Origin of the sequence: Bacillus cereus, assembly GCF_002564555.1 — a bacterium.
Taxonomy (GTDB): domain Bacteria; phylum Bacillota; class Bacilli; order Bacillales; family Bacillaceae_G; genus Bacillus_A; species Bacillus_A cereus_K.
Genome location: NZ_NUVD01000104.1, coordinates 192,435 through 218,538, shown reverse-complemented (window position 1 = coordinate 218,538; position 26,104 = coordinate 192,435). Strand labels below are relative to the sequence as shown.

The window sequence follows — 26,104 nt, the reverse complement described above, 5'->3', positions numbered from 1 at the left end:
AACCTTCTATTTTATTTTAAAATGAGACTACAAAGATGTTTTATGGTTTTTATTAAGAAATTCAATGGTGTCTCAACCTGTTTTGCTTGGATCGTACTCAACGAAACCTTTTAGTACACTATCAATTTGATCCATAATTTCTGGTTGTAATGTAACACCAGAAGCAATTACGTTTTCTCTTATTTGCTCTGGATTTGAAGCACCAATAATTGCAGATGAAACAGCTGGATTTTGTAATACCCAAGCAACTGCGAGTTGAGATAGGGTAAGATTAGTTTCTTGCGCGATGGGATTAAGTTTCTGAATTGCAGTGAGTACATCATCACTCATCCAACGTTGCACGAGTTTTTGGAAAAATGGTTTACCAGCATCTGAATTAGCACGTGATTGAATAGGAAGTGCTTGACCAGGTTGATATTTTCCTGTGAGAATACCTTGTGCAAGGGGGGACCATACGATTTGACCCAGTCCTTCACGTTGACATGTTGGTATTACATCTGTTTCAATAACTCGCCACAACATCGAGTATTGAGGTTGGCTAGCGATAAGTGGAATGTTCAATTCTCGTGCAAGTGCTGCACCGCGGGTAATTTGTTCCGATGTCCACTCACTTACGCCTAAATAAAGGACTTTACCTTGTCTTACAAGATCAGCAAAAGCTAACATCGTTTCTTCAAGAGGAGTTGTTGTATCAAATCTATGTGCATAATAGACATCAATGTAGTCTGTCTGAAGTCGTTGTAACGATGCATTACAATTTTCTAAAATATGTTTTCGTGATAATCCACGATCGTTTTTTCCGGGGCCGGTTGGATGGCATACTTTTGTACATAATTCTATACTTTCCCGGCGTATACCTTTCAAGGATCGGCCAAGTACTTCCTCGGCTATCGTGTCGGAATAAACATCCGCAGTATCGAACGTTGTAATTCCGACATCTAGTGCGGCTTTCACACAGTCATTTGCTGTATCTTCGTTTACTTTTCCACCATGGTTTATCCAGTTCCCATATGCAATCTTACTAACTGTTAATCCACTGTTTCCTAGTTTGCTAAATTCCATTGTAGAATCCCCCCTTAAAAATGATATCTTTATTATAAGAACGGAAACATTATATGTATAATATATGATTTATAATAAATTTATATAAAAATTATATAAGAGAGATGCTTAGAATTTTACTGCTAGGGAAATCTAAAGCGTGTAGTACAATAAATGTAGTTTGTGCTTGTTCAGTATGAAGTTTAGAAATGATAAATAGACCTAAAAGAAAGCAACCTTTTTAAAAGCACAAACAATTGCATTTACTCATAAAGTACTACTATGGTACAATGTGGTTACTAACGACGGAAAGGAATGATGGGTGGACGATGATTAACTAATCTTATTTTTAAATGTTGAAATTAAATAAATTTCAATTTACAAAAATTAGGATTAGTCTGCCCAATTCCATATAACGGTATTGCTATTTATTTTGTGTAATAGCTTATTTGGGTATAAATAATGTAATGACTAATCCTGCCAAAATTACTTTGGGAGGATTTTTTGTTCTCCCTTAATGAAAGGGATCGGTAATATGAAAGAACTTTTAAAATTAAATGATGTTTATGTTGAAATAATGGAAAATACTTTATTAGAAAAAATGAACGTTACAGTAAAACAAGGGGATGTTATCGGATTAATTGGTAAAAATGGTGCCGGTAAATCAACTTTACTTCAATTAATAAATGGGAAGATTGAGCCATCAAAAGGTACTGTTGAATGGCAGCAAATGAATGTGACAACAGCACATGTTGAACAAGAAAAAGAAACCTTTAGTAGTAATGATGTGATTGCAGAGGAAGCAGAACTTCTTGCGAAATGGGGCGTGCCAACGAACGAGTTTGTTACGTTAAGTGGTGGTGAAAAGCTGAAAGTTAGACTTGCAAAAGGATTTGCCGAAAATCCTAATGTCTTAATATTAGACGAACCTACAAATCATTTAGATGAGATGAGTACAGAATTTCTCATTAAACAAATAAAAAATATGAAGGGTACAGTTATCGTTGTATCGCATGATCGATATTTTTTAGATGTTGTCGCAACAAAAATATGGTCAATTGAGGATAAGAAATTAATTGAACATAGTGGTAATTATACGAGTTATATGAAAGCACGTGAGCAAAGAAGATTGACGCAGCAGCGTGAATATGAAAAACAGCAAAAAAAGATAGAACAAGTAGAAACACATATTAAAGAATTAAGTTCATGGTCACAAAAGGCACACGCGCAGTCCACAAAACAAGAAGGAGTTAAAGAATTTTATCGTGTAAAAGCGAAGCGAATGGATGCGCAAGTTAAGTCAAAACAGAAACGTCTTGAAAAAGAGCTTGAGAAAACGAAAGTAGAGCGTGTGAAAGAAGAGTATTCAGTTGAGTTCTCTATTCAAGCGAATAAAAAAGTAGGAAAGCGCTTTTTAGAAGTGAAACAATTGCGGAAAGAATTTAATAGACGAACATTATTTGAAAACGTTAATTTTACAATCCAGCACGGTGAGAAGGTTGCGATAATTGGACCAAACGGTAGCGGAAAAACAACCTTACTAAAGATGATTATGGGAACGGAAACTGCTCAAGGAGAAATATGGATTTCACCATCTGCAAATATCGGCTATTTAACACAAGAAGTATTTGATTTACCACTGGATAAAACACCAGAAGATTTATTTTTTAAAGAAACGTTTGAAGAAAGAGGAAAAGTCCAAAATTTAATGAAACATTTAGGATTCCAAGTTTCTCAATGGAAAGAGCCGATTGAGCATATGAGCATGGGAGAACGAGTAAAGTGTAAGTTAATGGCTTATATTTTAGATGAAAAAGATGTACTTATTTTAGATGAACCGACGAATCATCTTGATCTGCCTTCACGTGAACAACTTGAAAATACATTAGCTGAGTATAACGGAACACTAATTATTGTTTCTCACGATCGATATTTTCTAGAAAAAACAACTAATATCAAACTTGTGTTTTCGAATCATACGATACAAAAGCAGCTAGAAAAACCGACTAAAACAAGAGATGACATTGAAGAGCTACGTTTAACGTTAGAAACAGAGAGGCAAGAAGTATTAGGTAAATTAAGCTTTTTAACTTCTAAGGATAAAGGATATAAAGAACTTGACGAACGATTTATAGAACTTACGAAGCAAATAAAGGCGCTTTAATGTAATTATGGGTATCTCTAACTATGAGGTATCTATAATTACTGAATTCTAAACGTGATTAAAGGGGGATTATCATGGGAGAAGATAGTTTGACTAAGTTATTTAGAATAGATTGTGGGGATATATACCTACAAGAGTTTACGGTCAAAGATGCAGATAGTATTTATAAAATATCAAATCAACCAGAAATAGAAAAGTTTCTACCAGACTGGAAATCAACAAAAGAACAACGAGTTAATTGGCTTGCAAATTATGAAGTACCAGCAAACAAAGCATTTCTTGACGCCGTCAAAACCACATCTAACATAGATGGATATTCATTAAAGTTAGGGATATTTATGAAAGATACAAATGAATGTATTGGATGGTGCTGTACAAGTATGAAAGAAGAACTTCCGTCACCAAACAGAGAAATTATGTATGCCATTTCAAGTGAGTATCAAAATAATGGCTTTGCTACAAAAGCTACTAAAGGATTAATTGACTATTTGTTTAAAAAAACAAATTTAAATGTCCTCAATGCAATTGCTTTAATTAACAATGTACCATCAAATAAAGTTATTGAAAAATGTGGATTCACTTATACGAGTCAACAGATGATAGAAAACCAACTATATAATCATTATCAATTGAATCAATCAGAGTGGATATAAAATATAGCTCTTTAAAAGGAGATATAAGGGAATTATTAAAAAGCTTAGAAGTAAAATTCTAAGCTTTTTTACGTACTATTTCATAAGTTGTTATTCATTGTTTTGAAGTTGTATAGTTATTCTTTATAATATATTGCATGTTGTTAATAAAGAATATAAGTTGTTCCAGCGACCAGAGATAAGTAACATTGTATTTCATGCCACTATACAAATATTATAAGATAGATATACGTCGGTTATAGCTTGAAAATAGGTTTATTATCAGTTTTATTAGAAATCTTACAAGCGTGTAAGATAAATGAAAGATGAATCAATATGAGCTGTAAGACAATTCATTTACACTTTATAGTAAGCAGTGCAAATGAAGGGAGAACATAAATGGAAATTTTACATGCAAAAAGTATTAGTAAAGTATATAAAGCAAAAATACCTTTTAAAGCATTGGTAGATATTGATTTATCAATTCAAGAAGGTGAATTTGTAGGGATTATGGGGCCATCAGGTAGCGGAAAAACAACGTTATTAAATATGGTATCTACTATCGATTCTCCAACATCGGGAGAAATATTAATAAATGGCACAAATCCTTTCCAGTTAACATCAGAAGAATTAGCTTTATTCCGTAGAAAACAATTAGGATTTGTTTTTCAATCATTTAATCTTCTTAGCACACTTACTGTAAAAGAAAACATCGTATTGCCGATGACATTAGATGGTGTTTCTGTGCAAGAAATGAATAGACGAGTGGAAGAAATTGCAGTGAAATTAAATATTACAGATATATTGGGCAAAAGAACGTTTGAAATATCAGGGGGGCAAGCTCAGAGAACAGCAATCGCTCGTGCCATTGTTCATAAACCGCAATTATTACTTGCAGATGAACCAACAGGGAATTTAGACTCTAAATCATCAAATGATGTAATGGAGATGCTCGATACTCTTAACAAAGAAGAAAAAGCAACGATGATGTTAGTTACACATGATCCGTATGCAGCGAGTTTCTGCACTAGAGTTATATTTATTAAAGATGGTCAACTATATAATGAAATTTATTGTGGTGAAAGCAGGCAAGCCTTTTATCAAAAGATTATGGATGTCCTTTCTTTATTAGGAGGGAAAAGGCATGACTTTTCGTCAGTTCGCATTTAATAATATTTTTCGTAATAAGCGTACATACGCTGCCCATTTTTTAAGTTGTGCCTTTTCTATTATGATTTTCTTTACGTATGCCCTGTTATTATTTCATCCTGATTTACAAGGGGAGTTAAAATCGACAAGTGCAACAATAAGTGCATACGGAACATTGGGATTTTCAATTTCGCAAGGCTTGATTTTTGTATTTTCATTTTTCTTCATTCTATATTCAGTAAGTTCATTTTTAAAAACGCGTAAGAAAGAATTTGGCATATTAATGATGCAAGGTATGTCAATGAGGCAGCTTAAGAAATTATTATTGATTGAAAATATGTTAATTGGATTTGGTTCAATTTGTATAGGTATTCTCATTGGTCTCGTATTTTCTAAACTAGTTTTATTGATAAGCGCAAGTGTATTAATGATTAGTAATGGGTTATCTTTTTATATACCGGTGCAGGCGGTATTATTAACAGTCATCACATTTCTTTTCTTATTTTTAATTGTTTCGCTAGTTACATTTAAGATGGTAAAAGTAACAGAACTTGTAGAACTTATTCAAGCAGAGGAAAAGCCAAAACCTGAACCGAAATCTTCAATTTTATTATCACTACTATCTTTACTTAGTATAGGATGTGGATATATTTCAGTATTTCGCTTTATCTCAAATCAAAGTTTTATTTTGCTTGGAATGGGTGTACTCCTAGTAATTATAGGAACGTACTTTTTATATACACAGTGTAGCGTTTATATATTGCATCTCGCGAAAAAGAGTGAATCTTTCTTTTTAAAGAGAACGAATATATTAACATTTTCAGAATTGATTTACCGTATGAAAGATAACGCCACGATGTTTTTTATAGTATCCATTGTTTCAGCAGTTGCATTTACAGCGATTGGTACAACAGCTGCAATTGGAAATAAAGATTTGGTAAGGATGACAAATCCGTATACATTTCTGTATACAGGTCCTGAAAAAGACAAAATAGCGGATAAACATCTTTCTATAATAAAAAAACACCTTGCTGCTGCTAATATTCCGTATCGAATGGCTTCATCTTCAAATAAATATACAGAAAGTAACGTAAATGTAATGAAGTTAAGTGAATATAACGAACTAGCGAGCGCACTCGGGTATCCACAAGAAACGATTGAAAAAGAAGATGAAATTTTATTAATCCCTGGAGTCGTTTCACAAAAACAAGAATTTAAAAATGGTGACTATAAAAAGAATATTGAAGTCATTCAAGGAGATTGGACAAAGATATTTCGAGTGAAAAAAGCTGTAGATAATTTAGTTTTACCACATGATTCTAGTAGTATTTTTATTGCAGTTCAAGATCATGTGTATGATGGAATTCCTCTTACTAGTAACCCGGATAATAAAGATATTCAATATCGTACTTACGGATTTGTTGTAGATGATTGGATGAAAACGAAGGAGATTTCAAACCAATTAAATAGTATATTCGATAAAGATACTAGAGAAGTACATTTTGAATTTCGAGCTTTAACATTAGAGTTGTTAGGTGCAAAGCAAACGAATGGACTATTACTTATGACAAGTGTTTTAGTTGGAATCGTATTCTTTACATTCGCCGCTAGTTTTATCTATTTCCGATTATATACTGATTTGGACCGCGATCAACAGCAATATAAACTGATTTCGAAAATGGGATTAAGTAAGCGAGAGCTTAAAAAAGTTGTAACGAGACAGTTAGTATTAATGTTCTTCTTACCGATTATCGTTGCAGTAATTCATACTACAGTCGCTTATATGGCACTGCAACAATTAGTTGATTTTTCTATTTTAAATAGCTCGATCGTTATATTAATTTCATTTATATGTATACAAGTTTTATATTTCTTTATAACTCGTTGGCGTTACCTACAAAAGCTTTATAAGACTATGGAGCAATAGAGTATATTTGCTTGTAAGATTACACAAAAGTATATAAAAAATGAAGTGAATGATGAAAGGAAGCGTAATGAAAAGAACTTTAACTATTTTTATGTTAACTATAATACTATTAATAATTTTTAGTGCATGCTCCAAAAAGGAAAATCCATTTCCTGCAAACGGTTTATTAATCATTGGAGATGAAAATAAAATTTCACCAATTATTAATCGTTATCAAGAAATTACGAAAAAAAATGAAGTGTTTTCTGTGAAAACAGGTACATTTGGAAAAGGCCAGGTGTTAATTTTAAATGAATCTACAGCGCAAGCACTAATTAAAGCAAAGATTTTTCGTAAACGAGAAAATGGATCCAATTTTAGTATAGATACGTTACCGAAATTCCCAAATGAAGGTTCGCTATTGTTTACACATGAAGGCGAAAAGACTTTAAAAAGTATTGAATTAGGTGGGGAAGAGATTCCTGTTAAATACGATAGTGACGCTTGGATAGGAAATAAGCGTGATTATTCAACGCAATGGTATGTGATTGTATCAAAAAATAGTATATATAAGGAAATAAAAGCAAATGAAACGAAAATGCAACTTCTTCATCTGAAAAAATCTTTAGGCGATGAAAAGCCTAAAATGTCGACAGATAATACATTGGTTAATGAAAATGTAAAAGTAAGAAAGTTAATTAAAGATTTGGAAGGAGAAGTATCTTTTCAGTTTGTAACGATTGGAGAAAAATCTTAAAAAAGAGTTCGAGGTTGATAGACACTTTATCAACCTCGAACTCTTTTGAGTTTATAGGCCATTCAGCTAACATAGATTACATTACTTCATTTAGCCGAGTCTCACTAGCTTCTTCAATCGTATTCGAATTTTGAACTTCTTTTTCTTTACGGACTTTTTGTAGCATTTCAAGTACGATCTATAAAGGAACACCTTGTCTAAAATAATATTTATCAACAAAAAATCATCACGTAAACCAAAATAGATAATAATAAAGCGCTCTCGATGGAATTCGAAAGTGCTTTATATTATATTGGAAGAGGGATTTGGTAGAAAAATATGGGGGGATATTATGAAGATTCAAGTTGTATTGTCAGGATATGGGACAGTAGGAAAAGAGTTTATTAAATTATTACATGAAAAATATTTATATATAAATGAAACATATGGAATAGATTTAGTTATAAGTGGTGTATTAGGTAGAAATATTGCAATACATAATGAGGAAGGTTTGTCTGTTCATCATTTATTGATGTATGGTGACGGTACTGCTGCGATTGAAAAATATATAGAGCATCATCCAAATGAACGCGCAATAAATAGCATAAGTGGTTCGGTTTTAGTAGAATCAACAGTTACTAATCTGAAAGATGGAAATCCAGGGAAACAATATATAAAACAAGCGATTGAGAAACAAATGGATATAGTCGCAATTTCAAAAGGTGCTCTTGTTACAAACTGGAGAGAAATAAAGGAAGCAGCAAAAAAGGCGAATGTACGAATTCGATATAGTGGTGCAACTGCCGCGGCACTACCGACTATAGATATTGGGCAATTTAGTTTAGCTGGTTGTAATATTGAAAAAATAGAAGGGATATTAAACGGGACAACTAATTATATTCTTACAAAGATGTATGAAGACGATATTTCGTTTGAAGAAGCACTGAAAGAAGCGCAACATAAAGGGATTGCTGAGACAAACCCAATATTAGATATAAGCGGTTCGGATAGTGCTTGTAAATTGCTACTTTTGACAAACAGTTTAATGGGAGTAGAGAATACGCTTGAAGATATACAAGTAAATGGAATCGAGGACGTTACAAAACAACAAATTCGAACTGCTAAGGAACAAAATAAATATATTAAATTAATTGCATCAGCGTATAGAGATAAGAATGGAAATTTGAATCTTAATGTTGAACCGTATGAAATAGAAGAAGAACACCCGCTGGCAAAAGTAAATGGGACAGAAAAAGGAATTACGTTTTTTACAGATACAATGGGACAAGTCACTACAATTGGTGGAGCTTCTAATCCACGCGGGGCTGCTGCGGCAGCATTAAAAGATGTAATTAACTTATATCGTAAAGATTTTTAATACCGTACCGCTAGTAATAAAAAATACATATGTAGTGGACCTTTTGAGAATGAAATAAATATGTAAAAATAATTGCAGGGGGTAAGGAATTGTTTAAAGATTTTAAAGTTGTAAAAGATCGACCCGTTTATATACAATTGAAAGATTATTTAAAAAAGATGATTATGAAGGGGCACCTATTGGGAAATCAAAAAATCCCATCGACCCGAGAACTGAGTGAGTTATTATCTGTGAGTAGAAACACTGTACTCGCTGCTTATGCGGATTTGGAGCAAGAAGGGCTCATTTATGCAGTTAAAGGAAAAGGGAACTTTGTTGCGAAGGTTGATATTTCTAACACTTCGTCTGTTGAAATAGATTGGAAAAATAAACTCAATACAGTTACCGCATTAGCGGATGAATTAGATTTAATGAAACATGGTGTTCGCTGGGAAAAAGGAATGATTGTTTTTAATAGCATAGCCCCGGACGAAAAGCTATTTGATGTTGAAAATTTCAAAAGAGCTTTTCTTACTCGTATGTCCATTGAAGGGGATATCGTATTGAACTACGGATATGCAAAAGGTTATAGACCATTAATGAATTATTTACTTCATTATATGGAAATGAAAGGTGTAGATATTTCGAACAAAGATATTCTAATTACAAATGGATTTACAGAGGGGCTGGATATCGTACTGTCTTCTTTATCAAAGAAATCAGGGCGTGTTATTTGTGAGAATCCAACTCACCATGCTGCACTGAAGCTTTTTCGCTTGCATGGACTTGAAGTTCATGGGATAGACATGAATGAAGATGGTATTGATACGAATGAAGTAGAAAATAGTTTGCGTGAAAAGGATTTTGATTTCGCGTATTTAATTCCTTCTTATCATAATCCAACCGGTATTGTTACGAGTTCAGAGAAAAGAACGGAATTGATGAGATTATTTTCAAAATATAAGATTCCGATTATAGAAGATGGGTTTAATGAAGAATTACGTTATTCAGGTTCACATTTAGCACCATTATTAACTTTTGCTGGGGCTGGTAATAATGTGATTTATATTAGTAGCTTTTCAAAGGTACTTTTCCCTGGTTTACGTGTAGGTTGGATTATCGCAGATAAAGAGCTAATTCATTATTTAGAAAGTGTAAAAAGAGCAAGAACGATTCATACTTCTACGTTAGATCAAGCTGTTCTGTATCAATATTTATATGAAGGGTATTTTGAAAAATATTTAAAAAAAGCAAGATCTGTTTATAAGAAAAAATATGAGTTAGCTGTTGAGGCATGTAATCAGTACATTCCATTTAAAAGAATGACTGGAGATGGTGGACTTCATGTATTTATAGAACTAGAAGAGCATATTAATGCACGAACACTATTACAAAGGTGCTATGAGAAAGGCGTAACATTTTCTCCTGGAGATGTTTTTTATTCTGATGGTGGGGGAGCGAATACCTTCCGATTAGGCTTTTCACGTTTGAAAGAAAAGGAAATAGTTAGCGGGATTCAAATAATTGGTGAAACTTTAAAAAATGAAACATGGAGTTGAGGAAATGAGAATTGGCGTTATTATGGGAGGAGTATCCTCTGAAAAACAAGTATCAATTATGACTGGAAATGAAATGATTGCACATTTAGATAACAGTAAGTATGAAATCGTTCCAATTACATTAAATGAAAAAATGGATTTAATTGAAAAAGCGAAAGACATTGATTTTGCGCTGCTCGCATTACACGGAAAATACGGAGAAGATGGGACAGTTCAAGGGACGCTAGAGAGTTTAGGTATTCCTTATAGCGGAAGCAATATGTTATCTAGCGGTATTTGTATGGACAAAAATCTTTCGAAAAAGATTTTACGTTATGAAGGAATAGAAACACCAGATTGGATCGAACTTACAAAAATGGAGGATCTAAACCTTGAAGAGTTAGAGAAATTAGGATTTCCGTTAGTGGTAAAACCTAACTCTGGTGGCTCGAGCGTTGGAGTAAAGATCGTCAAGGATAAAAATGAATTGATTACAATGCTGGAAACTGTATTTGAATGGGATTCAGAAGTAGTAATTGAGAAGTATATAAAGGGCGAAGAGATTACATGTTCCATTTTTGATGGAAAACAGTTACCTATCATTTCGATTCGACATGCAGCTGAGTTCTTTGATTACAATGCAAAATATGATGATGCTAGTACAATTGAAGAAGTTATCGAACTTCCAGCTGAAACGAAGGAACGTGTAAATAAAGCGTCACTGGCTTGTTATAAAGCATTAAAATGTAGTGTTTATGCAAGGGTTGATATGATGGTGAAGGACGGCATTCCATATGTAATGGAGGTTAATACACTACCAGGGATGACACAATCAAGTTTACTGCCAAAAAGTGCAAATGCTGCGGGAATTAATTATAGTAAACTATTAGATATGATAATTGAAACTTCATTAAAAGTAAGGAAAGAAGAAGGGTTTTAAGAAAATTGTACAATTAAAACTTTTGATAGTTCCACGAAGTATGCTATGATAATTACAATACGACAACTAAATATTTATCCACTAGGGGGGCCTTTTATAGGCTGAGATCAAATGGGATTTTGAGACTCTTAGTACCTGATCTGGTTAATGCCAGCGTAGGGAAGTGGGAAGACAAGATATTTAATGCACAAATTAATATCGTCTATTTCACTTTCTTTACGCCTGTAAAGAAAGTTTTTTTATTTTACAGCTTTAATAAATGGGATAAATAATTATGTTTTATAAATTATTGGAGGGATTTAAATGACTTTTTCACAATCATTACGCAAAGAAGTAGATTCGATTTGGGAAGCAAGTTTTAATCATCCTTTTGTAAAAAAACTTGGCGAAGGAACATTAGATTTAGCTAGTTTCCGTTATTATGTGCTTCAAGATTCATATTATTTAAGTCATTTTGCTAGAGTACAAACGTTAGGTGCTGCAAAGGCTCTTGAATTAGAAACGACGGCTCGTATGGCGCATCATGCACAAAATACGTATGAAGCTGAGTTATCATTACATGAGAATTTCGCAAAGAAATTAGGGATTACGAAAGAAGAAAAAGATAATTTTATTCCTGCGCCAACTGCATATGCCTATACTTCACATATGTACCGTGCTGCGTATGAAGGGCATTTAGGGGATATCATTGCAGCTATTTTACCTTGCTACTGGTTATATTATGAAATTGGTGAACGTTTAAAAGTGTGTCAACCTGAAGAACCAATTTATCAAGAATGGATTTCTGCTTATGGATCTGATTGGTTCCGTACGTTAGTTGAGGAACAGATCGCGCGGTTAGATGCTATAGCTGAGACAGTAACAGAGGCAGATCGTAATCGTATGAAACAGCATTTTATTATTAGTAGTCAATATGAATATTCATTTTGGGATATGGCTTATACTTTAGAAAAGTGGCCTGTGAATACTGATGTAAAAGATGTAATTGGATAAAAAGTAGAGGTATTGCTATACATAGGTATAGCAATACCTCTTTTTATAGTTTTTTTGATGATCAAGACAAATGAAGAAAGGAAATAAGAATTACATGGGAAAATTACGGTTGAGAGTATGCGATATAAGTAAAAAAGGACGAGCAGTCGTACCTGCTGTCCTTTAATAGGAGAAAAATTATTCTGGACTAGAACTACGAATAACCAGAAAACGCGCTTTTAACCAGTGTTGTCAAAGATTGTAATAATCTATGCAACAAAAAGCTTAGTCGGAATTCAAAACACCAAAATGGCTTGCATTGGTATACAGGCTCAAAAGTAGTATATGCAAAATGAAAAATTCTATACAAAAAGCAGACAACAATTTTGGTTGTCTGCCAGTGAGTTGTATGAGTTAGCTATTTGTGATAAAATGTTTTCCCATTACAAGAAGAGTGAAGCTGCTAGTTCAAACAGCTTGGAAGTAGTCTCTATTAATGGTGAAGAGAAGAATGGCATCGATAGTAAATAGTGTATGTGAAATAATTCAGTTAATGAGTAAAACGCATCCAAATCACATACTTTTGTGCACATTACCATTTAGAATATTCTTGCATTTTCTAATGTTTCGTTTGATTTGCTGATTTTCAAAAAAATAAACTTCTGTACCTGCCCAAATAAAAACCCAACACACAATGCTTAATACTCCTGCAACATAGGCATGAGTGCTTGAAAGTTTCAAGAATATTAACCCAACAATAATACCAAGCACAAACAAAACAATAGCCTTTTTGACATTTCTCGCATATGTATATTCCTCTTCGTTCAAGAAGTTAGAAAAAGTGTTAAATGTGGCAGTCTTCAATGACTTTTCGTCAAAATCATTCTGACCTGAAAAAAATATTTCTACTTCTTTTCTTTTGCCACTGTGCAGCTTTGATAAAATAAAATCTTCAAGGTCAGAGCTTAGGTGAACATCATCTGAGCTATAATATCTTGAAAACGGAGTATCAGTTTCATCTAAATAGATATTTATACTTAATTCATCTTTCATGTTAACCCTCCTTTAAATCCAATTTACTAGTTGAAAGTCAACCTTTTATCAGTATGGTCAAGATAGCAGCAATTCTTACGAAAATAGCGTAAATAAAAAAATAGAACAGAATCCTTATTTAAACATAAAAGAGCGCTTTCTATTAGATATAGAATTTATACAAACCATGCTGATTTTTTAGTTTTTGTAAATTTTCCGTAAATTATAAATGCAATACACTTATATATTGTATAATCAAGATGTATAATTTCAATGATGTTAGAGGGTGCTGTAAATGATAATTACTTAAAACTTTTAAAAGAATCGTTTTAATAACGTATCATTCGAATAAAATGTTATTTATTTTTCTTTTAAATACTTGATTTAAATTGATTGGATTAAGTAACTGTTTTTTATTTTTTGATAATCAAGACAAATGAAGAGAGGAAGTATTCAGTGCATGGAGAAATTACGCTTATTAACATTTGAAAATATAATAGAACCGCTTTTTAATGAACATGTATCATTTATATATTTTCCTATTGAATGGCTGGACATTGTAGAAATACATTATAAGACATTTTTATTAACGAGTAAGTTAAAAAGCTTAAATGAAAGATTGTATGATATGTTTTCTGATATATTATTTATTCAACATAATCCATATGTATTAAATGAAAATACACCATGGATTGTTTCAAAAGAGCCAATTAAACAAGAACAACTTGATTATATTTTCCAAAGCTGGTATGAGGTTATTCATGATTGGAAACCGAATCAATTAATAGAATCACCAAAATACGAATGGCATTACGACTCGATTTCTAATTTATCAGTATTACATGATAATGAATCGTTTTCTAAGTGGGTGCCTGCTTTAATTTCACATATTTTTTGTGAATGTCCTGTACAATTAGAAAATAAAAATGAAGAAATTTATTTTTCTCCACTTCGATCACAAAATATTTGTGAGGCTATGTCTGAACCGATTAAAGATGAAAGAACACAAGATTTTTTCGCCTATGTTTATCGGTTTGAATGTATAACTCGCGGAGGGGAAAATATCCCGTTATTAAATGTTACAGTAGGTATTCGACGATTTTATCAAGAATATAATCATCCAAATATTCCTGTACTTTTAAGAAGAAAACGGGGCATGATATTGATTTCTCCCCCGGAATTCACATCAAATACTAAAAAAATACGGTTTGTAAAGCTAAAAGTTCAGCAAGCTCCAAACGGTATGAAATGGATTAAGTTATTTAGAAAGTTAAAAGATGATTTTCATATAGGTGGAGAAGTTGAATTAGACCATATTCTCCAATATCCGAAAGAATATATTATTGGGACAAATAGAAGGGTATTACTTCCATACAATGATAGAATATATAAAGTTCAAGGTACTAAAATAAAGCTTGGTATAAAAATAGAGGAGCGAGAGTCTCTATTTAAAGAATTTCAGCGTAGATTCTCTTATTTCACACTACTCCCAGAATGTAAAAAGATACTATCAAACAATGAAAATACATTCTTTCCATTGTTTGCACCAAAAGGACTAGAGACGGTAACGTTAGAAGTTTGGTCAGAAAATATAGCAATGGAAATAGAACAAGCATTATTTGATAGCGGCATTGTTTTAGCTAAAATGAGTGAAACATCTTATGTAGTAAACGCAGATACTCCAGTATTGTTAAAGGTAGTAAGATTTAATATTGACAAGGTGTTACAAAATCCATATAAAATGCAATATTGCCAGAAATATAAAACAAATCTTGTAGATGATGTTGTCAAAGCAGTTCATGCTACTGCAGGTAAGCAAAGTGATACGACGTTATCATTAATCGCAATGAAAGATTGTGATGGGCGAGAGAAGGTTGATCCAAAACAAATTATTCGTGAAGGTTTTGCACGAACAAAGCGTATTTCAACATTTATTAATTTATTTATAGGGCAAAGTGTATCCCGTGAAACAATTGTAAATAGTATTTTTAGTTTATTGGAACAAAAGGGATTTTTGAAACGTAATTGGAATAAGATGAATTTACCTTGTACATATGTCAATTTATCAGTTGAACGAATCTCGAAATTTGATTTCTTACCTATTTTTTCAAAAATAAAAGGCAAAGAAATATTATATAAATTATATGGAAATACAGAGTGGCAACCGATTGACTATTTGTTATTAAATATAAATAAACATAATGCATTTTTACCACAACCATCAAAGAGAAATGATATGGGAGCTCTTTTTAAGCAATTTGTATCCGAAACATTAATGGGAATTTTACAACATGCGAAAGAGGAAAATGAACGAGTTTATTTTATTGTAGATGCGAATATGAGGAAATATTGGATAAAAGAGTTACAAAATGAAATAATTGATTTAGATATTTCACCTAAAATTGTTCGAAATAGGCTAAATGTTCCAAACTTAAATGTCATAAGAATAAATACAGCTTGTGGTGTACCAAGCTATGTTGTAATTGAGCGTGATGAAGCTATGGATGGAACTGGATTATATGTAGATCAAAAGGGCATGTATTATAGCACTGGGGAATATTCATTAAATTGTAGCGCGACATTGCAACAAGGTATACTTGAAATTCTACCATTAGGTGTAAAACCAGTAGAAAGGGATGATATCGCTAAAATGATACATTACATGTGCTGTAATTCAAGTATGCTTTCGAAAAAAGATATACACATGCCATATTCTATGCATATGGCTAAAGTAATAAAGAGTTATGTCACTGATATAGATGCAAGAGAGTTTAAAGAATTCGATGATGAATTAGATGTTGATGTAATAAATATAGAAGAGAAAGATTCAATAATTCTACTTTAAATAATAATAAACAAATCCTGCTCGTTATACCGATCAGGATTTGTCATTTTTTCATGTAAATATGGCTATCCTTTGTCAAGTATCTTTTCTATTACGTATTTACTTTATTAACATTCAGGATTAAGATGTTTTTTAGAAATACAAAAACTGAGTCATAAAGAAAAGTAGTTTTAAGAAATTCGAAAGGAATGGGGAATTGTGAAGAAATTAGATGTATTATTAATGCTACTGAGCGGCCTCTTTCCAATTGCAGGAATTATAAAGCAAATCCCTCTAGAGCAATCATTATATATTGGGGGACTGTTATTTTTCACTAGTTTCGGTAGTTACTTTGCGAAAAAGATATATTCACGTATATGTAGTTGGATAGCGTACGCGCCATTTTTAACACTACTGCTTGTCATTTGGAATCAGGATATTTCAACAAGTTCCATCATAGCGAACGCTAAAATTGCTGCTTGTGTCGCTTTAATTCCGTGTTTATTCCGTTTTCGTACATATGGGCTTACTTTGGGCTTATTCTCATTATGGGCCGCTTTACTATGGGATATAAAAGAAGTACAGTCGTTAGTCATACTTGAACGCATGACGAGCTTAATGACAAGTCAGTATGTATATCTTCTATTTTTAGTTGGAGGTCTTATATTAGGGGGATTACTTGCGATATTAATACACCGCAAAGAGAAAGATAATAAAGAGAATACAAATCTATTTCAACAAAAAAAGAAACGCAAAAGGCTCTCATTTAAGGTCCGTCTTCCAAGATTACCAAAATTAAAAATGAAATTGTTTAAGTTTGGGAGAAAGACGTCTAAACGTAAAAATCCAGAAAGAGTCCATGAGCGTAATTACGAAGAACCAGCTGCAACGTATGAAATGACAGAGCAAATAGATCAATATAAAGAAGGAAATGTTCAAGGACAAACAAGGATGGAACGTAGAAGAAATAGGTATAATGCGTAATGAATTCTAAAAACCCTGTAATGATTTANNTAAATCATTACAGGGTTTTTTTATGTAATTAAATATAGGTTGCTAATGAGGGACTCATAATATATTTTAAAGATGGGGACTGAAATAAAATAAATGGAGGGCAAAATGCTTATTATTACATATATCTCTGTTTGTATATTATTCTTAGTTAGCTTTTTGCATGTTTATTGGGCTTTCGGAGGTACGTGGGGGACAAATAGTGTTATTCCAACTATATCGGGAGAAAAAGCGTTTACACCTCGTACAGGAATGACACTGGTCATTGCGTTATTATTAAGTATGGCAGCAATAATTTTACTACAACAAACAAATATTGTTCACTTTGCAGTTCCTAATGTTATTGTTCAAGCCGGCTCCTGGATTTGTATGATTGTTTTTTTCATAAGGGTAATTGGTGAGTTTAATTACTTTGGTATCTTTAAACGAAAAAAAGATACGAAGTTTGCTAGAATGGATACAAATTTATATATTCCTCTTTGTTTATTTTTATCTCTTACATTTTTATTAGTAATAATGAAGTAAAAAGGGATTATACAGTATTTTCTTTATAAAAATAATATATGTGATGTTATTTATTAATTGTATAAAAAGGTTCGCCTCTATTTTTGAAAAAATGAAGGCGGACTTTTTTTATGAATTTAGGCTATACATAAGCTTCCTATAGATGATGTATCACATATGAATGTTAAAGGTAATGAATGAAAAGAAGGTGATTTGTTAAAATGTATAACCAACAAAACTATCCATATGATCAAGCGATGTATTATTATCCACAGCAATACGGATATGAAGCTGTAGATGAACTTAGAGATATTGAACAAGAGGATTATAGACCAGATGACGCGGAAGACGCTCCAACGTCACCACCACCGTCACAAGCTCCATCGTTACCATCTACATTTGCTTCTCCAGCACAAGCAGGCAATATGAAATCATGGATGTGTAACTGTCTAGGAAGATGGGGATATTTACGTTTACATCGTCCTGGACCTTTTGGAAGAGACTTATGGTTCTTTCCGACTGAAGTGAGAAGCAACGGAGTATCAGGATATACTTGGCAAGGTGGTCGCCGCCGTAAAGTAAGTTATCGCTATCAACAAATTAGTAATTTCATGTGCTTCGCATAAAGAGAAGTGGTAGAGGAGAATGATTTTACTCTACCACTTTTTTATTTTTCAATATACGAAGTAAGATTTTCATTGAAAATTTACAATCTTCACATTTTCATTAGAGTATAATACAAATGTTGGCTGGTTTTAAAGAACAAATGAGAGTGAGGGAATACAATGTCAATGAAAAATAAAGTTGGGCTAAGAATAGAAAATGGTATTAATTTAGCTTCGGCCCATTTTAAAGAAGATGCATATGAAATTTATAAAGAATCAAGAAACGTGCAACCTATCTTATTTGTAAATAAAACTGAATTAGGTACGGAATGGCTTATTACAAGATATGAAGATGCCTTGCCACTTTTAAAAGATAATCGCTTAAAAAAAGATCTGGTAAATGTGTTTCCTCAAGATACAAAGAACATGTATCTTTCCATTGACAATAGTGATCATTTAACAACGCACATGTTAAATTCAGATCCACCTAACCACAGTCGTTTACGATCTTTAGTTCAAAAAGCGTTTACACCGAAGATGATTACGCAATTAGAAGGAAGAATTCAAGAGATTGCAGATGATTTAATAAATGATGCTGAGCAAAAAGGTAGAGTGAATCTAGTTGATGATTATTCATTTCCGTTACCAATCATTGTTATAAGTGAAATGCTCGGTATTCCAAAAGAAGATCAAGAAAAATTTAGAATTTGGTCTCATGCCGTAATTGCTAGCCCAGAAACGTCTGAAGAAATAGAGGGAATTGGAATACAATTAACTGAATTTATATCATATCTTCAATATTTAGTTGATGTAAAAAGGCAAGAGCCAAAAGAGGATTTGGTGAGTGCTTTAATACTTGCGGAAAGTGAGGGACATAAACTTAGTGCCGCAGAACTATATTCCATGATTATGTTACTTATCGTAGCGGGACACGAGACAACTGTGAACTTAATTACAAATACGGTATTAGCACTTCTCGAAAATCCGGATCAACTGCAGTTATTAAAAGATAATCCAAACCTTATTGACTCCGCTATTGAGGAAGGATTACGTTATTATTCTCCAGTTGAGGTTACAACTGCAAGGTGGGCGGCTGAGCCGTTTCAGATTCACGACCAAATGATACAAAAAGGTGACATGGTTATTATTGCATTAGCTTCAGCAAACCGTGATGAAACAGTATTTGAAAAGCCAGAAGTATTTGATATTACACGAGAAAATAACCGTCATATTGCTTTTGGTCATGGCAGTCATTTCTGCTTAGGAGCTCCCCTTGCTAGGCTAGAAGCAAAGATTGCTATTTCTACTTTGTTTAATCGAATGCCTGCACTACAAATAAAAGGTGATCGTGAAAAAATTAAATGGCAAGGCAATTATTTAATGCGTTCTTTAGGGGAATTATCATTAACATTCTAGAATATTTATTTTAAGACATGCATACATTGAAAATGTTATACATAGAGTATGTATGTGTTATTTAAATTCGAAACGGAAGGGTGAAAACATCCCAATGATCAACTAATTCTATTTGTAAGAGATCTTCGTTAAAAAACGAAATATTCTTCTGAATAGGATTAGTATGTACATTTATAGAAAAGGGATGTGTTTCGCGCTGCGAAAATATAGTCTTTTTATATGATTTGTGCTGCCTCCTGTTCAGAACACGAAATAGGAGGCTTTTTTATGTCGGCGACTGAAATAACGAAGCAAAATCATGGGGTATCGCAAGTATTAAAAAATCGGTTTGTGCAAGGAATTCTTGCATCAGCATTATTTTTACAAATTGGAATATGGGTTCGGAATTTTGCGGTATTACTTTATGTAATGGAAATGACGAAAGGTGATGCTTTCGCTATTTCAATGATTTCAGTAGCTGAATTTGCTCCGATTTTTATCTTCTCCTTTATTGGTGGAACTTTTGCTGATAGGTGGAAGCCAAGGAAGACAATGATATGGTGTGAAACTTTAAGCTCTATTTCAGTATTCGCTGTGCTAATTACCCTTATGTTTGGAACGTGGAAAATCGTGTTTTTTGTGACGCTCATTTCTGCAATTCTTTCGCAGTTTTCTCAACCATCGGGAATGAAGTTGTTTAAACAGCATTTATCGACTGAGCAAATACAACTAGCGATGTCTATTTATCAAACGCTATTTGCAATATTTATGGTATTAGGACCGATTCTTGGAACATTTATCTTTCATAGTTTTGGAATTTATATTTCAATTATCATAACAGGTATCGCTTTTTTACTTGCAGCAGTTGTTTTGTTATTTCTTCCGAAAGATCTCGAGAATGAAAATGAGAAGAAAGAAATCACATTATTACAGGAAATGCTGGATGGTATTAGATATGTAAAAAAGAAAAAAGCATTAACTTTGCTTGGACTATGTTTTATGGCAGCTGGACTAGGTATAGGTTTAATTCAGCCACTAGGTATATTTATTGTGACTGAACAGTTAGGGTTATCAAAAGAGAGTTTACAATGGTTACTAACAGTAAATGGTGCGGGGATGATTGTCGGAGGAGCTTTAGCGATGGTATTTGCTAAAAATGTTGTTCCGCAAAAGATGTTAATTATCGGTATGCTAGGTCAGGCAATTGGGATCGGCATAATCGGCTATTCCACAAACTTGTGGATAACACTTACTGCTCAGCTTTTTAGTGGTTTAGCTCTACCGTGTATTCAAATAGGGATTAATACACTCATTATACAAAATAGCGATACAGATTTTATTGGTAGAGTAAATGGTATTTTAAGTCCACTCTTTACCGGATCAATGGTAGTAACGATGAGTATAGCTGGTTCATTAAAGGAAATGTTCTCACTAAGCACAATGTATGAAATTACAGCTTTACTGTTTATTATAGGTTTATTATTTATTTTACCAATATATAATTTAAAACCGATCGTTACGACTAATGATGATAAAAAAGGGGTAATCCAGCAAGAACATTAAGATATTTAATAGAAATTAAAATAAAAATGCAGCGCAAAAAGTATCATACCTCAAGATTTTGTTAATGCTAAATAAACAAGGAGGTGTGATACTATGGCACAAGACGTTTTATGTGAAGTAAACAACTGTAAATTTTGGGCTAACGGTAACAAATGTAGTGCAGATGCAATTTATGTAGTAAGTAATAAAGGGAAACAAGCTTCTACTACGGAAGAAACAGATTGCAAAACTTTCGATCCAGAAATATAAACTTTTAAAGGGTAGCCAGATCGTGGTTGCCCTTTTATTAATTATATTATTGATAATAAATCTCATTTTCATTCATGTTTTTTAAAAATATTTCTTGACCTGAAACGCTTTTCATAAATTATAAATAAGGAGTACTTCACGAGATTAGCATGAAAACGATACCTTTTATTTAATAAGAGCTCGTGTATTTATAGAAAGTGGTGAAGAAATAATGAAATTAATCGCAATTGATTTAGATGGTACTCTTCTTTCTGGGAATAAAATGATTAGTAAAGAGAATGCAGAGGCAATTCGAAAATGTCAGGAAGCTGGCCATGTTGTAGCAATTTGTACAGGACGTTCTATTGTGGATATTGAACGACTATTGCTAGAAGTAAATTTAGAATGTCCGATTATTGCTGAAAATGGTGCACTTATTTATACAGATAAAAAGATGATGAAGAGATATCCAATTCAAAATATGCAAGCACTAGAAATTATAGAATATCTTGAAGAGAATGATTTATATTATCAACTTTATACGGATAAAGGTGTGTATGTACCAGATTATGGAGTAGAGAGTGTGCGTAATGAAATCGAGTATGTGAAGAATTCAAAAGAAAATTTCGACTTGAAAGAGTTAGAAATGATTGCTGCATTATATCTTGAGCATACAGCATTTCATAGTACAGAAAGTTGTAAACCAATTGTAGAAATGGATATACATGTGCATAAACTTTTACCGTTTTCTTATGACATAGAGAAATTAAAAAAAGTAAAAGAAAAGTTTCTGTATAATACTGATTTAGCCATTACATCTTCATATTGGCATAATTTAGAGATTAATCACCGAGATGCTCAAAAAGGAAATGGATTATATACTTTAGCAGAACATCTAAATATTACATTTGAAAATACTGTAGCAATAGGCGATGGCTTAAACGATGTTTCTATGATGGAGAAAGCAAATGTATCTATTGCGATGGGGAATGCTGTTGAAGAAATAAAAGCAATGTGTCAATATGAGACATTATCTAATGAAGAACATGGTGTTGCACATGCTTTGAATACGTATGTATTGGTATAAAAAGTAAAAAAGAATCNNGATTCTTTTTTACTTTTTATTAGGGGTAAGGTATTCTATGAGATTCATAGAAGCCTTATTACACTTTATTATATAGAATATATTGGAATAAATGTTTATATTTTTCATGAAAATTGTGAATATTTTATGAACTTTATAAATGTGTGTATTTTTATACAATTGATATTTTATGTTTTTAATTGAAAAATAAAATTTGTTCGAATAATTATTCTTCTGCTATATACCTATGACAACATTCTTCGTATAATGGAGAAGTATGAATTCATAATTTGTATTAATTTGACATATCGAGGTGAAAAAGGAATGAATGCTCGGCTAATGGAACTTATTGATGTGAGTACAATAGAAACCATGGCAGAACAATTTTATAAATTAACTAACATATCACATCAACTTCTTGATGCTGAAAAAGAATGTGTGTTTTCATTCGGTATGAATGAAGTAAAAAAGAGTAAACTCCCAAAGATTGAAATCCCCATTTTCTTAAACGATAATCATTTAGGATCTTTTGTTGTGTGGTCTAAAAAAAGTGAGATTTACAATTGTCAAAAATACTTTGAAATGCTTGCTAATCTCATTATAGATAGAGCTACAAAAGGAGTCCCAATCAAAAATACAACATTGCTCACTCGAAAAGAGGAGGAATTACATACAATTTTGCAAAACATGCCAGTTATGGTTGATGCGCTTGATTATAATGGAGATTTTGTTCTATGGAATCGAGAATGTGAATTTGTAACAGGTTATACTGCTGAAGAAATAATTGGGAATCCAAACGCACTTCGATTATTGTATCCTGACCATAATTACCGTCATCAAATACAACAGAATTTTTTGACACGTGGAAAAAATTTTAGAGATTGGGAAATGCGTTTAACATGTAAAAATGGTGAAATTAAAACGATAATGTGGTCCAATATATCAGAACAGTTTCCTGTAAGTGGATTTAGTTACTGGGCTGTTGGTGTAGATATTACACATTTAAAAACAATAGAAGAGCAGTTAAAACAACAAACATCTGAATTAGAACTGATTTTTAAAGCTTTACCAGATTTATGTTTCTTAACAGAAGATGATGGTACGATTATAGATTATAAAGCAGGATCCCCTATAAAATTTTACGTACCCGCAGAAGCTTTTATGGGAAAAAAATTTTACGAAATATTACCATGCCCAGTAGCACAGCAATTTCAAGAAGCAATTCGCAAATTAAAAGAAGAAGGAACGAATGTAATTGTAGAATATCCATTAACACTTAATGGAAGCGTTGATTTCTTTGAGGCCAGATGTTTACCATTATTGCATGATAAAATTATGATTATTGTACGCGATATTACAGAGCGGAAAAAGGCAGAAGAATTGCTAAATAAATCTGATACACTTGCAGCAATCGGGCAATTAGCAGCTGGTGTAGCTCACGAGGTGAGAAACCCCTTAACTGTAATTAAAGGGTTTATACAGTTATTCCAAATTAATAAAGAAGATCAAGAGAAATATTTTGATCTTATGCTTTCTGAAATAGAAAGAATAGAAGCAATCCTCCAAGAGTTTTTGTCGATTGCTAAAACTGATGAAATAAATACAGAAAAGAAAAATATTTATCAAATTTTTAAAAATGTTGTATCGCTAATTAATACAAAAGCAATTATGACAAATATTCAAGTAGAACTATTTTCGGATTCCGAAGAGATAATCATTGAATGCTCAGAAAATCAATTGAAACAAGTATTTATTAATATTTTGCAAAATTCAATTGAAGCAATGCCAGTTGGTGGAGAAATTTCAATTCATATAAAAAAATTACATGAAGATGGTGTCATTATTAGTGTAATAGATCAAGGAATAGGAATACCCGAAGAAAGAATTAAAAGATTAGGTGAACCTTTTTATAGCACGAAAGAAAAAGGTACTGGTATTGGATTAATGTTAAGTTATAAAATTATTGAAAGTCATCAAGGAACGATAAGTATAATGAGTGAGGTTGGTGTCGGGACAACGGTAACGATATACTTGCCGAAAATTCAGGTGAAATAATCTATCTCAAATTGTGATGATAGATTTCTAACAATACGTTCTATTAGTAACCCTTAAGTCAGTAAATCCCCAATACCCAAAAGCTTAGCTTTTGGGTATTGGGGATTCTTATATTTACTTTCAATTAGGTTTTAAACATTATATTAATAATGGATAAAATAATTCTATTAAGTATTCACGTTTTATAAAAAGATTCATATATTGATAGCAAAGGACAAGCCGAACAGCTTGTACCTTACCTCACAGAACACTCCTTATCACCGTTAGGCATCTACTTATGTGGATGCCTTTTTTGATGACTGATTAAAACTCAGCCATTATGCTTTTATAGTATTATCCAGCAAACTGTACAGCAGTATTTGCATGTAAAAAAGCAGTGTCAAAAACAGGAACAGTAAGGTCATTTTTGGAAATAAGCAATGGTATTTCAGTACAGCCGAGTAATATACCCTCCGCACCGTTTTGAATTAATGCATTTGTAATTTGTAATAGCTTTTCTTTTGATGTTTCTGAAATAATCCCTTTACTTAATTCATTTAAAATAACATGATGGATAAAAGTTCTTTCCTCGTCATTTGGGATAATTGTCTCAATGTTATAATTTGCTAGTCTTGATTTGTAGAAATCTTGTTCCATCGTTTGTTTCGTTCCTAAAAGTCCGATGCGTTTTATATTCTGTTCTACCATTTTTTCAGCACTAACATCACCGATATGAAGAAGTGGGATTGATATGGCCTGTTCTACTTCCTCAGCAAATAAATGGACCGTATTTGAACACATTAATAAACACTCAGCTCCGGACTTTTCCACCTTCTTGGCAACAGTGATTAATTCGTTTTTTACTTCTTCATATTGATGGTTTTGTAATAAAGTAGTTATTTCACCAAAGTCCATGCTGTATAAGACAAGTTTAGCATTTTGATCATATTGAGAGAGGGTAAGTGTATTAATATGTTTATAGTATAGTGATGTAGATTCCCAACTTAGTCCACCAATTAAACCAATTACTTTCATCATACATTCCTCCCGTAACAATTTTGAATTCATTATTTCATAATTCCGATAAGAATACAATGATTTAGGTGTATCGTTTAACAAAAAAATAAAAATAATTAGAAAAGTATTGAAAATCACTCTTATTGGTGCCATAATACGAATTACAAATTAATACTTATCCAGAGAGGTGGAGGGAACGGCCCTAAGAAACCTCAGCAACCCCTATGTAATTTCATAGGAAGGTGCTAATTCCGCAGAGGACACGATGTGTTTTTTGTAAGATAAGAGGATTCTTGAACGTGAAAGAAAATGACCTCTTATGTAAGAGGTCATTTTTTATTGTATAGAAAGGGAGTGTCGATGCATAATTCA

General features: G+C 32.5%; 21 protein-coding genes, 1 pseudogene and 2 riboswitches. Of the genes and pseudogenes, 18 read left to right on the top strand and 4 right to left on the bottom strand.

Features of this window, described 5'->3' with window-relative positions:
• Positions 1-72: 72 nt before the first annotated feature.
• On the bottom strand, positions 73-1,062 hold the full coding sequence (locus COI75_RS24580; RefSeq protein ID WP_000395975.1) for an aldo/keto reductase family protein: 990 nt from the start codon (positions 1,060-1,062) through the stop codon (positions 73-75).
• A gap of 514 nt (positions 1,063-1,576) precedes the next feature.
• Here COI75_RS24580 and abc-f point away from each other — a divergent pair.
• The 5 genes from abc-f (at position 1,577) to COI75_RS24555 (ending at position 7,649) form a co-directional block, all read left to right on the top strand.
• The gene (abc-f, locus tag COI75_RS24575; protein ID WP_002095611.1) at positions 1,577-3,205 is read left to right on the top strand and encodes a ribosomal protection-like ABC-F family protein; all 1,629 of its coding nucleotides are present in this window, start codon (positions 1,577-1,579) and stop codon (positions 3,203-3,205) included.
• A gap of 74 nt (positions 3,206-3,279) precedes the next feature.
• Positions 3,280-3,858: a GNAT family N-acetyltransferase gene (locus COI75_RS24570; protein WP_000503426.1), complete on the top strand. Its 579-nt coding sequence runs from the start codon at positions 3,280-3,282 to the stop codon at positions 3,856-3,858.
• Between the two features lie 378 nt (positions 3,859-4,236).
• A complete protein-coding gene (locus COI75_RS24565) occupies positions 4,237-5,007 on the top strand; it encodes an ABC transporter ATP-binding protein (RefSeq protein ID WP_000404261.1) in 771 nt (256 codons plus the stop codon).
• Complete coding sequence (locus COI75_RS24560) at positions 4,982-6,913, top strand: ABC transporter permease (protein ID WP_000144133.1); 1,932 nt, start codon at positions 4,982-4,984, stop codon at positions 6,911-6,913. The genes COI75_RS24565 and COI75_RS24560 overlap by 26 nt, the downstream gene beginning before the upstream one ends.
• Positions 6,914-6,980: 67 nt before the next feature.
• Entirely contained in the window at positions 6,981-7,649 is a 669-nt protein-coding gene (locus tag COI75_RS24555) for a lipoprotein BA_5634 family protein (protein ID WP_002095612.1), read from the top strand.
• A gap of 76 nt (positions 7,650-7,725) precedes the next feature.
• Here the strand turns inward: COI75_RS24555 and COI75_RS24550 are convergent.
• A pseudogene (locus COI75_RS24550) lies at positions 7,726-7,827 on the bottom strand (DUF3914 domain-containing protein); the annotation flags it as partial.
• A 153-nt stretch (positions 7,828-7,980) separates the two neighbouring features.
• On the opposite strand from COI75_RS24550, the gene COI75_RS24545 reads away from it, so the two are divergent.
• The 4 genes from COI75_RS24545 to tenA all read left to right on the top strand — a co-directional run bounded on the left by COI75_RS24545 (position 7,981) and on the right by tenA (position 12,456).
• On the top strand, positions 7,981-9,006 hold the full coding sequence (locus COI75_RS24545) for a homoserine dehydrogenase (RefSeq protein WP_000701753.1): 1,026 nt from the start codon (positions 7,981-7,983) through the stop codon (positions 9,004-9,006).
• Positions 9,007-9,095: 89 nt separating this feature from the next.
• Positions 9,096-10,544: a MocR-like pyridoxine biosynthesis transcription factor PdxR gene (locus COI75_RS24540; RefSeq protein ID WP_000471639.1), complete on the top strand. Its 1,449-nt coding sequence runs from the start codon at positions 9,096-9,098 to the stop codon at positions 10,542-10,544.
• A 4-nt stretch (positions 10,545-10,548) separates the two neighbouring features.
• On the top strand, positions 10,549-11,463 hold the full coding sequence (ddlB, locus tag COI75_RS24535; RefSeq protein ID WP_002095614.1) for a D-alanine--D-alanine ligase: 915 nt from the start codon (positions 10,549-10,551) through the stop codon (positions 11,461-11,463).
• 73 nt (positions 11,464-11,536) lie between these two features.
• A riboswitch (TPP riboswitch) is annotated at positions 11,537-11,642 on the top strand.
• 124 nt (positions 11,643-11,766) lie between these two features.
• Positions 11,767-12,456: a thiaminase II gene (tenA, locus tag COI75_RS24530; protein WP_000144515.1), complete on the top strand. Its 690-nt coding sequence runs from the start codon at positions 11,767-11,769 to the stop codon at positions 12,454-12,456.
• Positions 12,457-13,008: 552 nt separating this feature from the next.
• Here tenA and COI75_RS24520 read toward each other — a convergent pair.
• Positions 13,009-13,488 carry a hypothetical protein gene (locus COI75_RS24520; RefSeq protein WP_000651001.1) on the bottom strand — a complete coding sequence of 160 codons (480 nt, stop codon included), beginning with the start codon at positions 13,486-13,488 and terminating at the stop codon, positions 13,009-13,011.
• A gap of 439 nt (positions 13,489-13,927) precedes the next feature.
• On the opposite strand from COI75_RS24520, the gene COI75_RS24515 reads away from it, so the two are divergent.
• The 9 genes from COI75_RS24515 to COI75_RS24465 all read left to right on the top strand — a co-directional run bounded on the left by COI75_RS24515 (position 13,928) and on the right by COI75_RS24465 (position 24,736).
• Positions 13,928-16,312 carry an RNaseH domain-containing protein gene (locus COI75_RS24515; RefSeq protein WP_000413648.1) on the top strand — a complete coding sequence of 795 codons (2,385 nt, stop codon included), beginning with the start codon at positions 13,928-13,930 and terminating at the stop codon, positions 16,310-16,312.
• Positions 16,313-16,510: 198 nt separating this feature from the next.
• Positions 16,511-17,275, top strand: a complete 765-nt coding sequence (locus tag COI75_RS24510; protein WP_000732174.1) for a DUF3959 family protein — start codon at positions 16,511-16,513, stop codon at positions 17,273-17,275.
• Positions 17,276-17,410: 135 nt separating this feature from the next.
• The gene (locus COI75_RS24505) at positions 17,411-17,827 is read left to right on the top strand and encodes a DUF3995 domain-containing protein (protein WP_000905593.1); all 417 of its coding nucleotides are present in this window, start codon (positions 17,411-17,413) and stop codon (positions 17,825-17,827) included.
• Positions 17,828-18,027: 200 nt separating this feature from the next.
• Entirely contained in the window at positions 18,028-18,432 is a 405-nt protein-coding gene (locus tag COI75_RS24500) for a hypothetical protein (RefSeq protein ID WP_000282695.1), read from the top strand.
• A gap of 159 nt (positions 18,433-18,591) precedes the next feature.
• The gene (locus tag COI75_RS24495) at positions 18,592-19,827 is read left to right on the top strand and encodes a cytochrome P450 family protein (RefSeq protein WP_000062116.1); all 1,236 of its coding nucleotides are present in this window, start codon (positions 18,592-18,594) and stop codon (positions 19,825-19,827) included.
• Positions 19,828-20,094: 267 nt separating this feature from the next.
• On the top strand, positions 20,095-21,369 hold the full coding sequence (locus COI75_RS24485) for an MFS transporter (RefSeq protein WP_001276850.1): 1,275 nt from the start codon (positions 20,095-20,097) through the stop codon (positions 21,367-21,369).
• 93 nt (positions 21,370-21,462) lie between these two features.
• A complete protein-coding gene (locus tag COI75_RS24480) occupies positions 21,463-21,618 on the top strand; it encodes a DUF1540 domain-containing protein (RefSeq protein ID WP_000046093.1) in 156 nt (51 codons plus the stop codon).
• 211 nt (positions 21,619-21,829) lie between these two features.
• Complete coding sequence (locus tag COI75_RS24475) at positions 21,830-22,684, top strand: Cof-type HAD-IIB family hydrolase (protein WP_000766378.1); 855 nt, start codon at positions 21,830-21,832, stop codon at positions 22,682-22,684.
• Positions 22,685-23,005: 321 nt separating this feature from the next.
• On the top strand, positions 23,006-24,736 hold the full coding sequence (locus COI75_RS24465) for a PAS domain-containing sensor histidine kinase (protein ID WP_000994065.1): 1,731 nt from the start codon (positions 23,006-23,008) through the stop codon (positions 24,734-24,736).
• 333 nt (positions 24,737-25,069) lie between these two features.
• Here COI75_RS24465 and COI75_RS24460 read toward each other — a convergent pair whose 3' ends face one another.
• The gene (locus COI75_RS24460; protein ID WP_002095615.1) at positions 25,070-25,753 is read right to left on the bottom strand and encodes an aspartate/glutamate racemase family protein; all 684 of its coding nucleotides are present in this window, start codon (positions 25,751-25,753) and stop codon (positions 25,070-25,072) included.
• 151 nt (positions 25,754-25,904) lie between these two features.
• A riboswitch (SAM riboswitch) is annotated at positions 25,905-26,020 on the top strand.
• Positions 26,021-26,104: the final 84 nt, after the last annotated feature.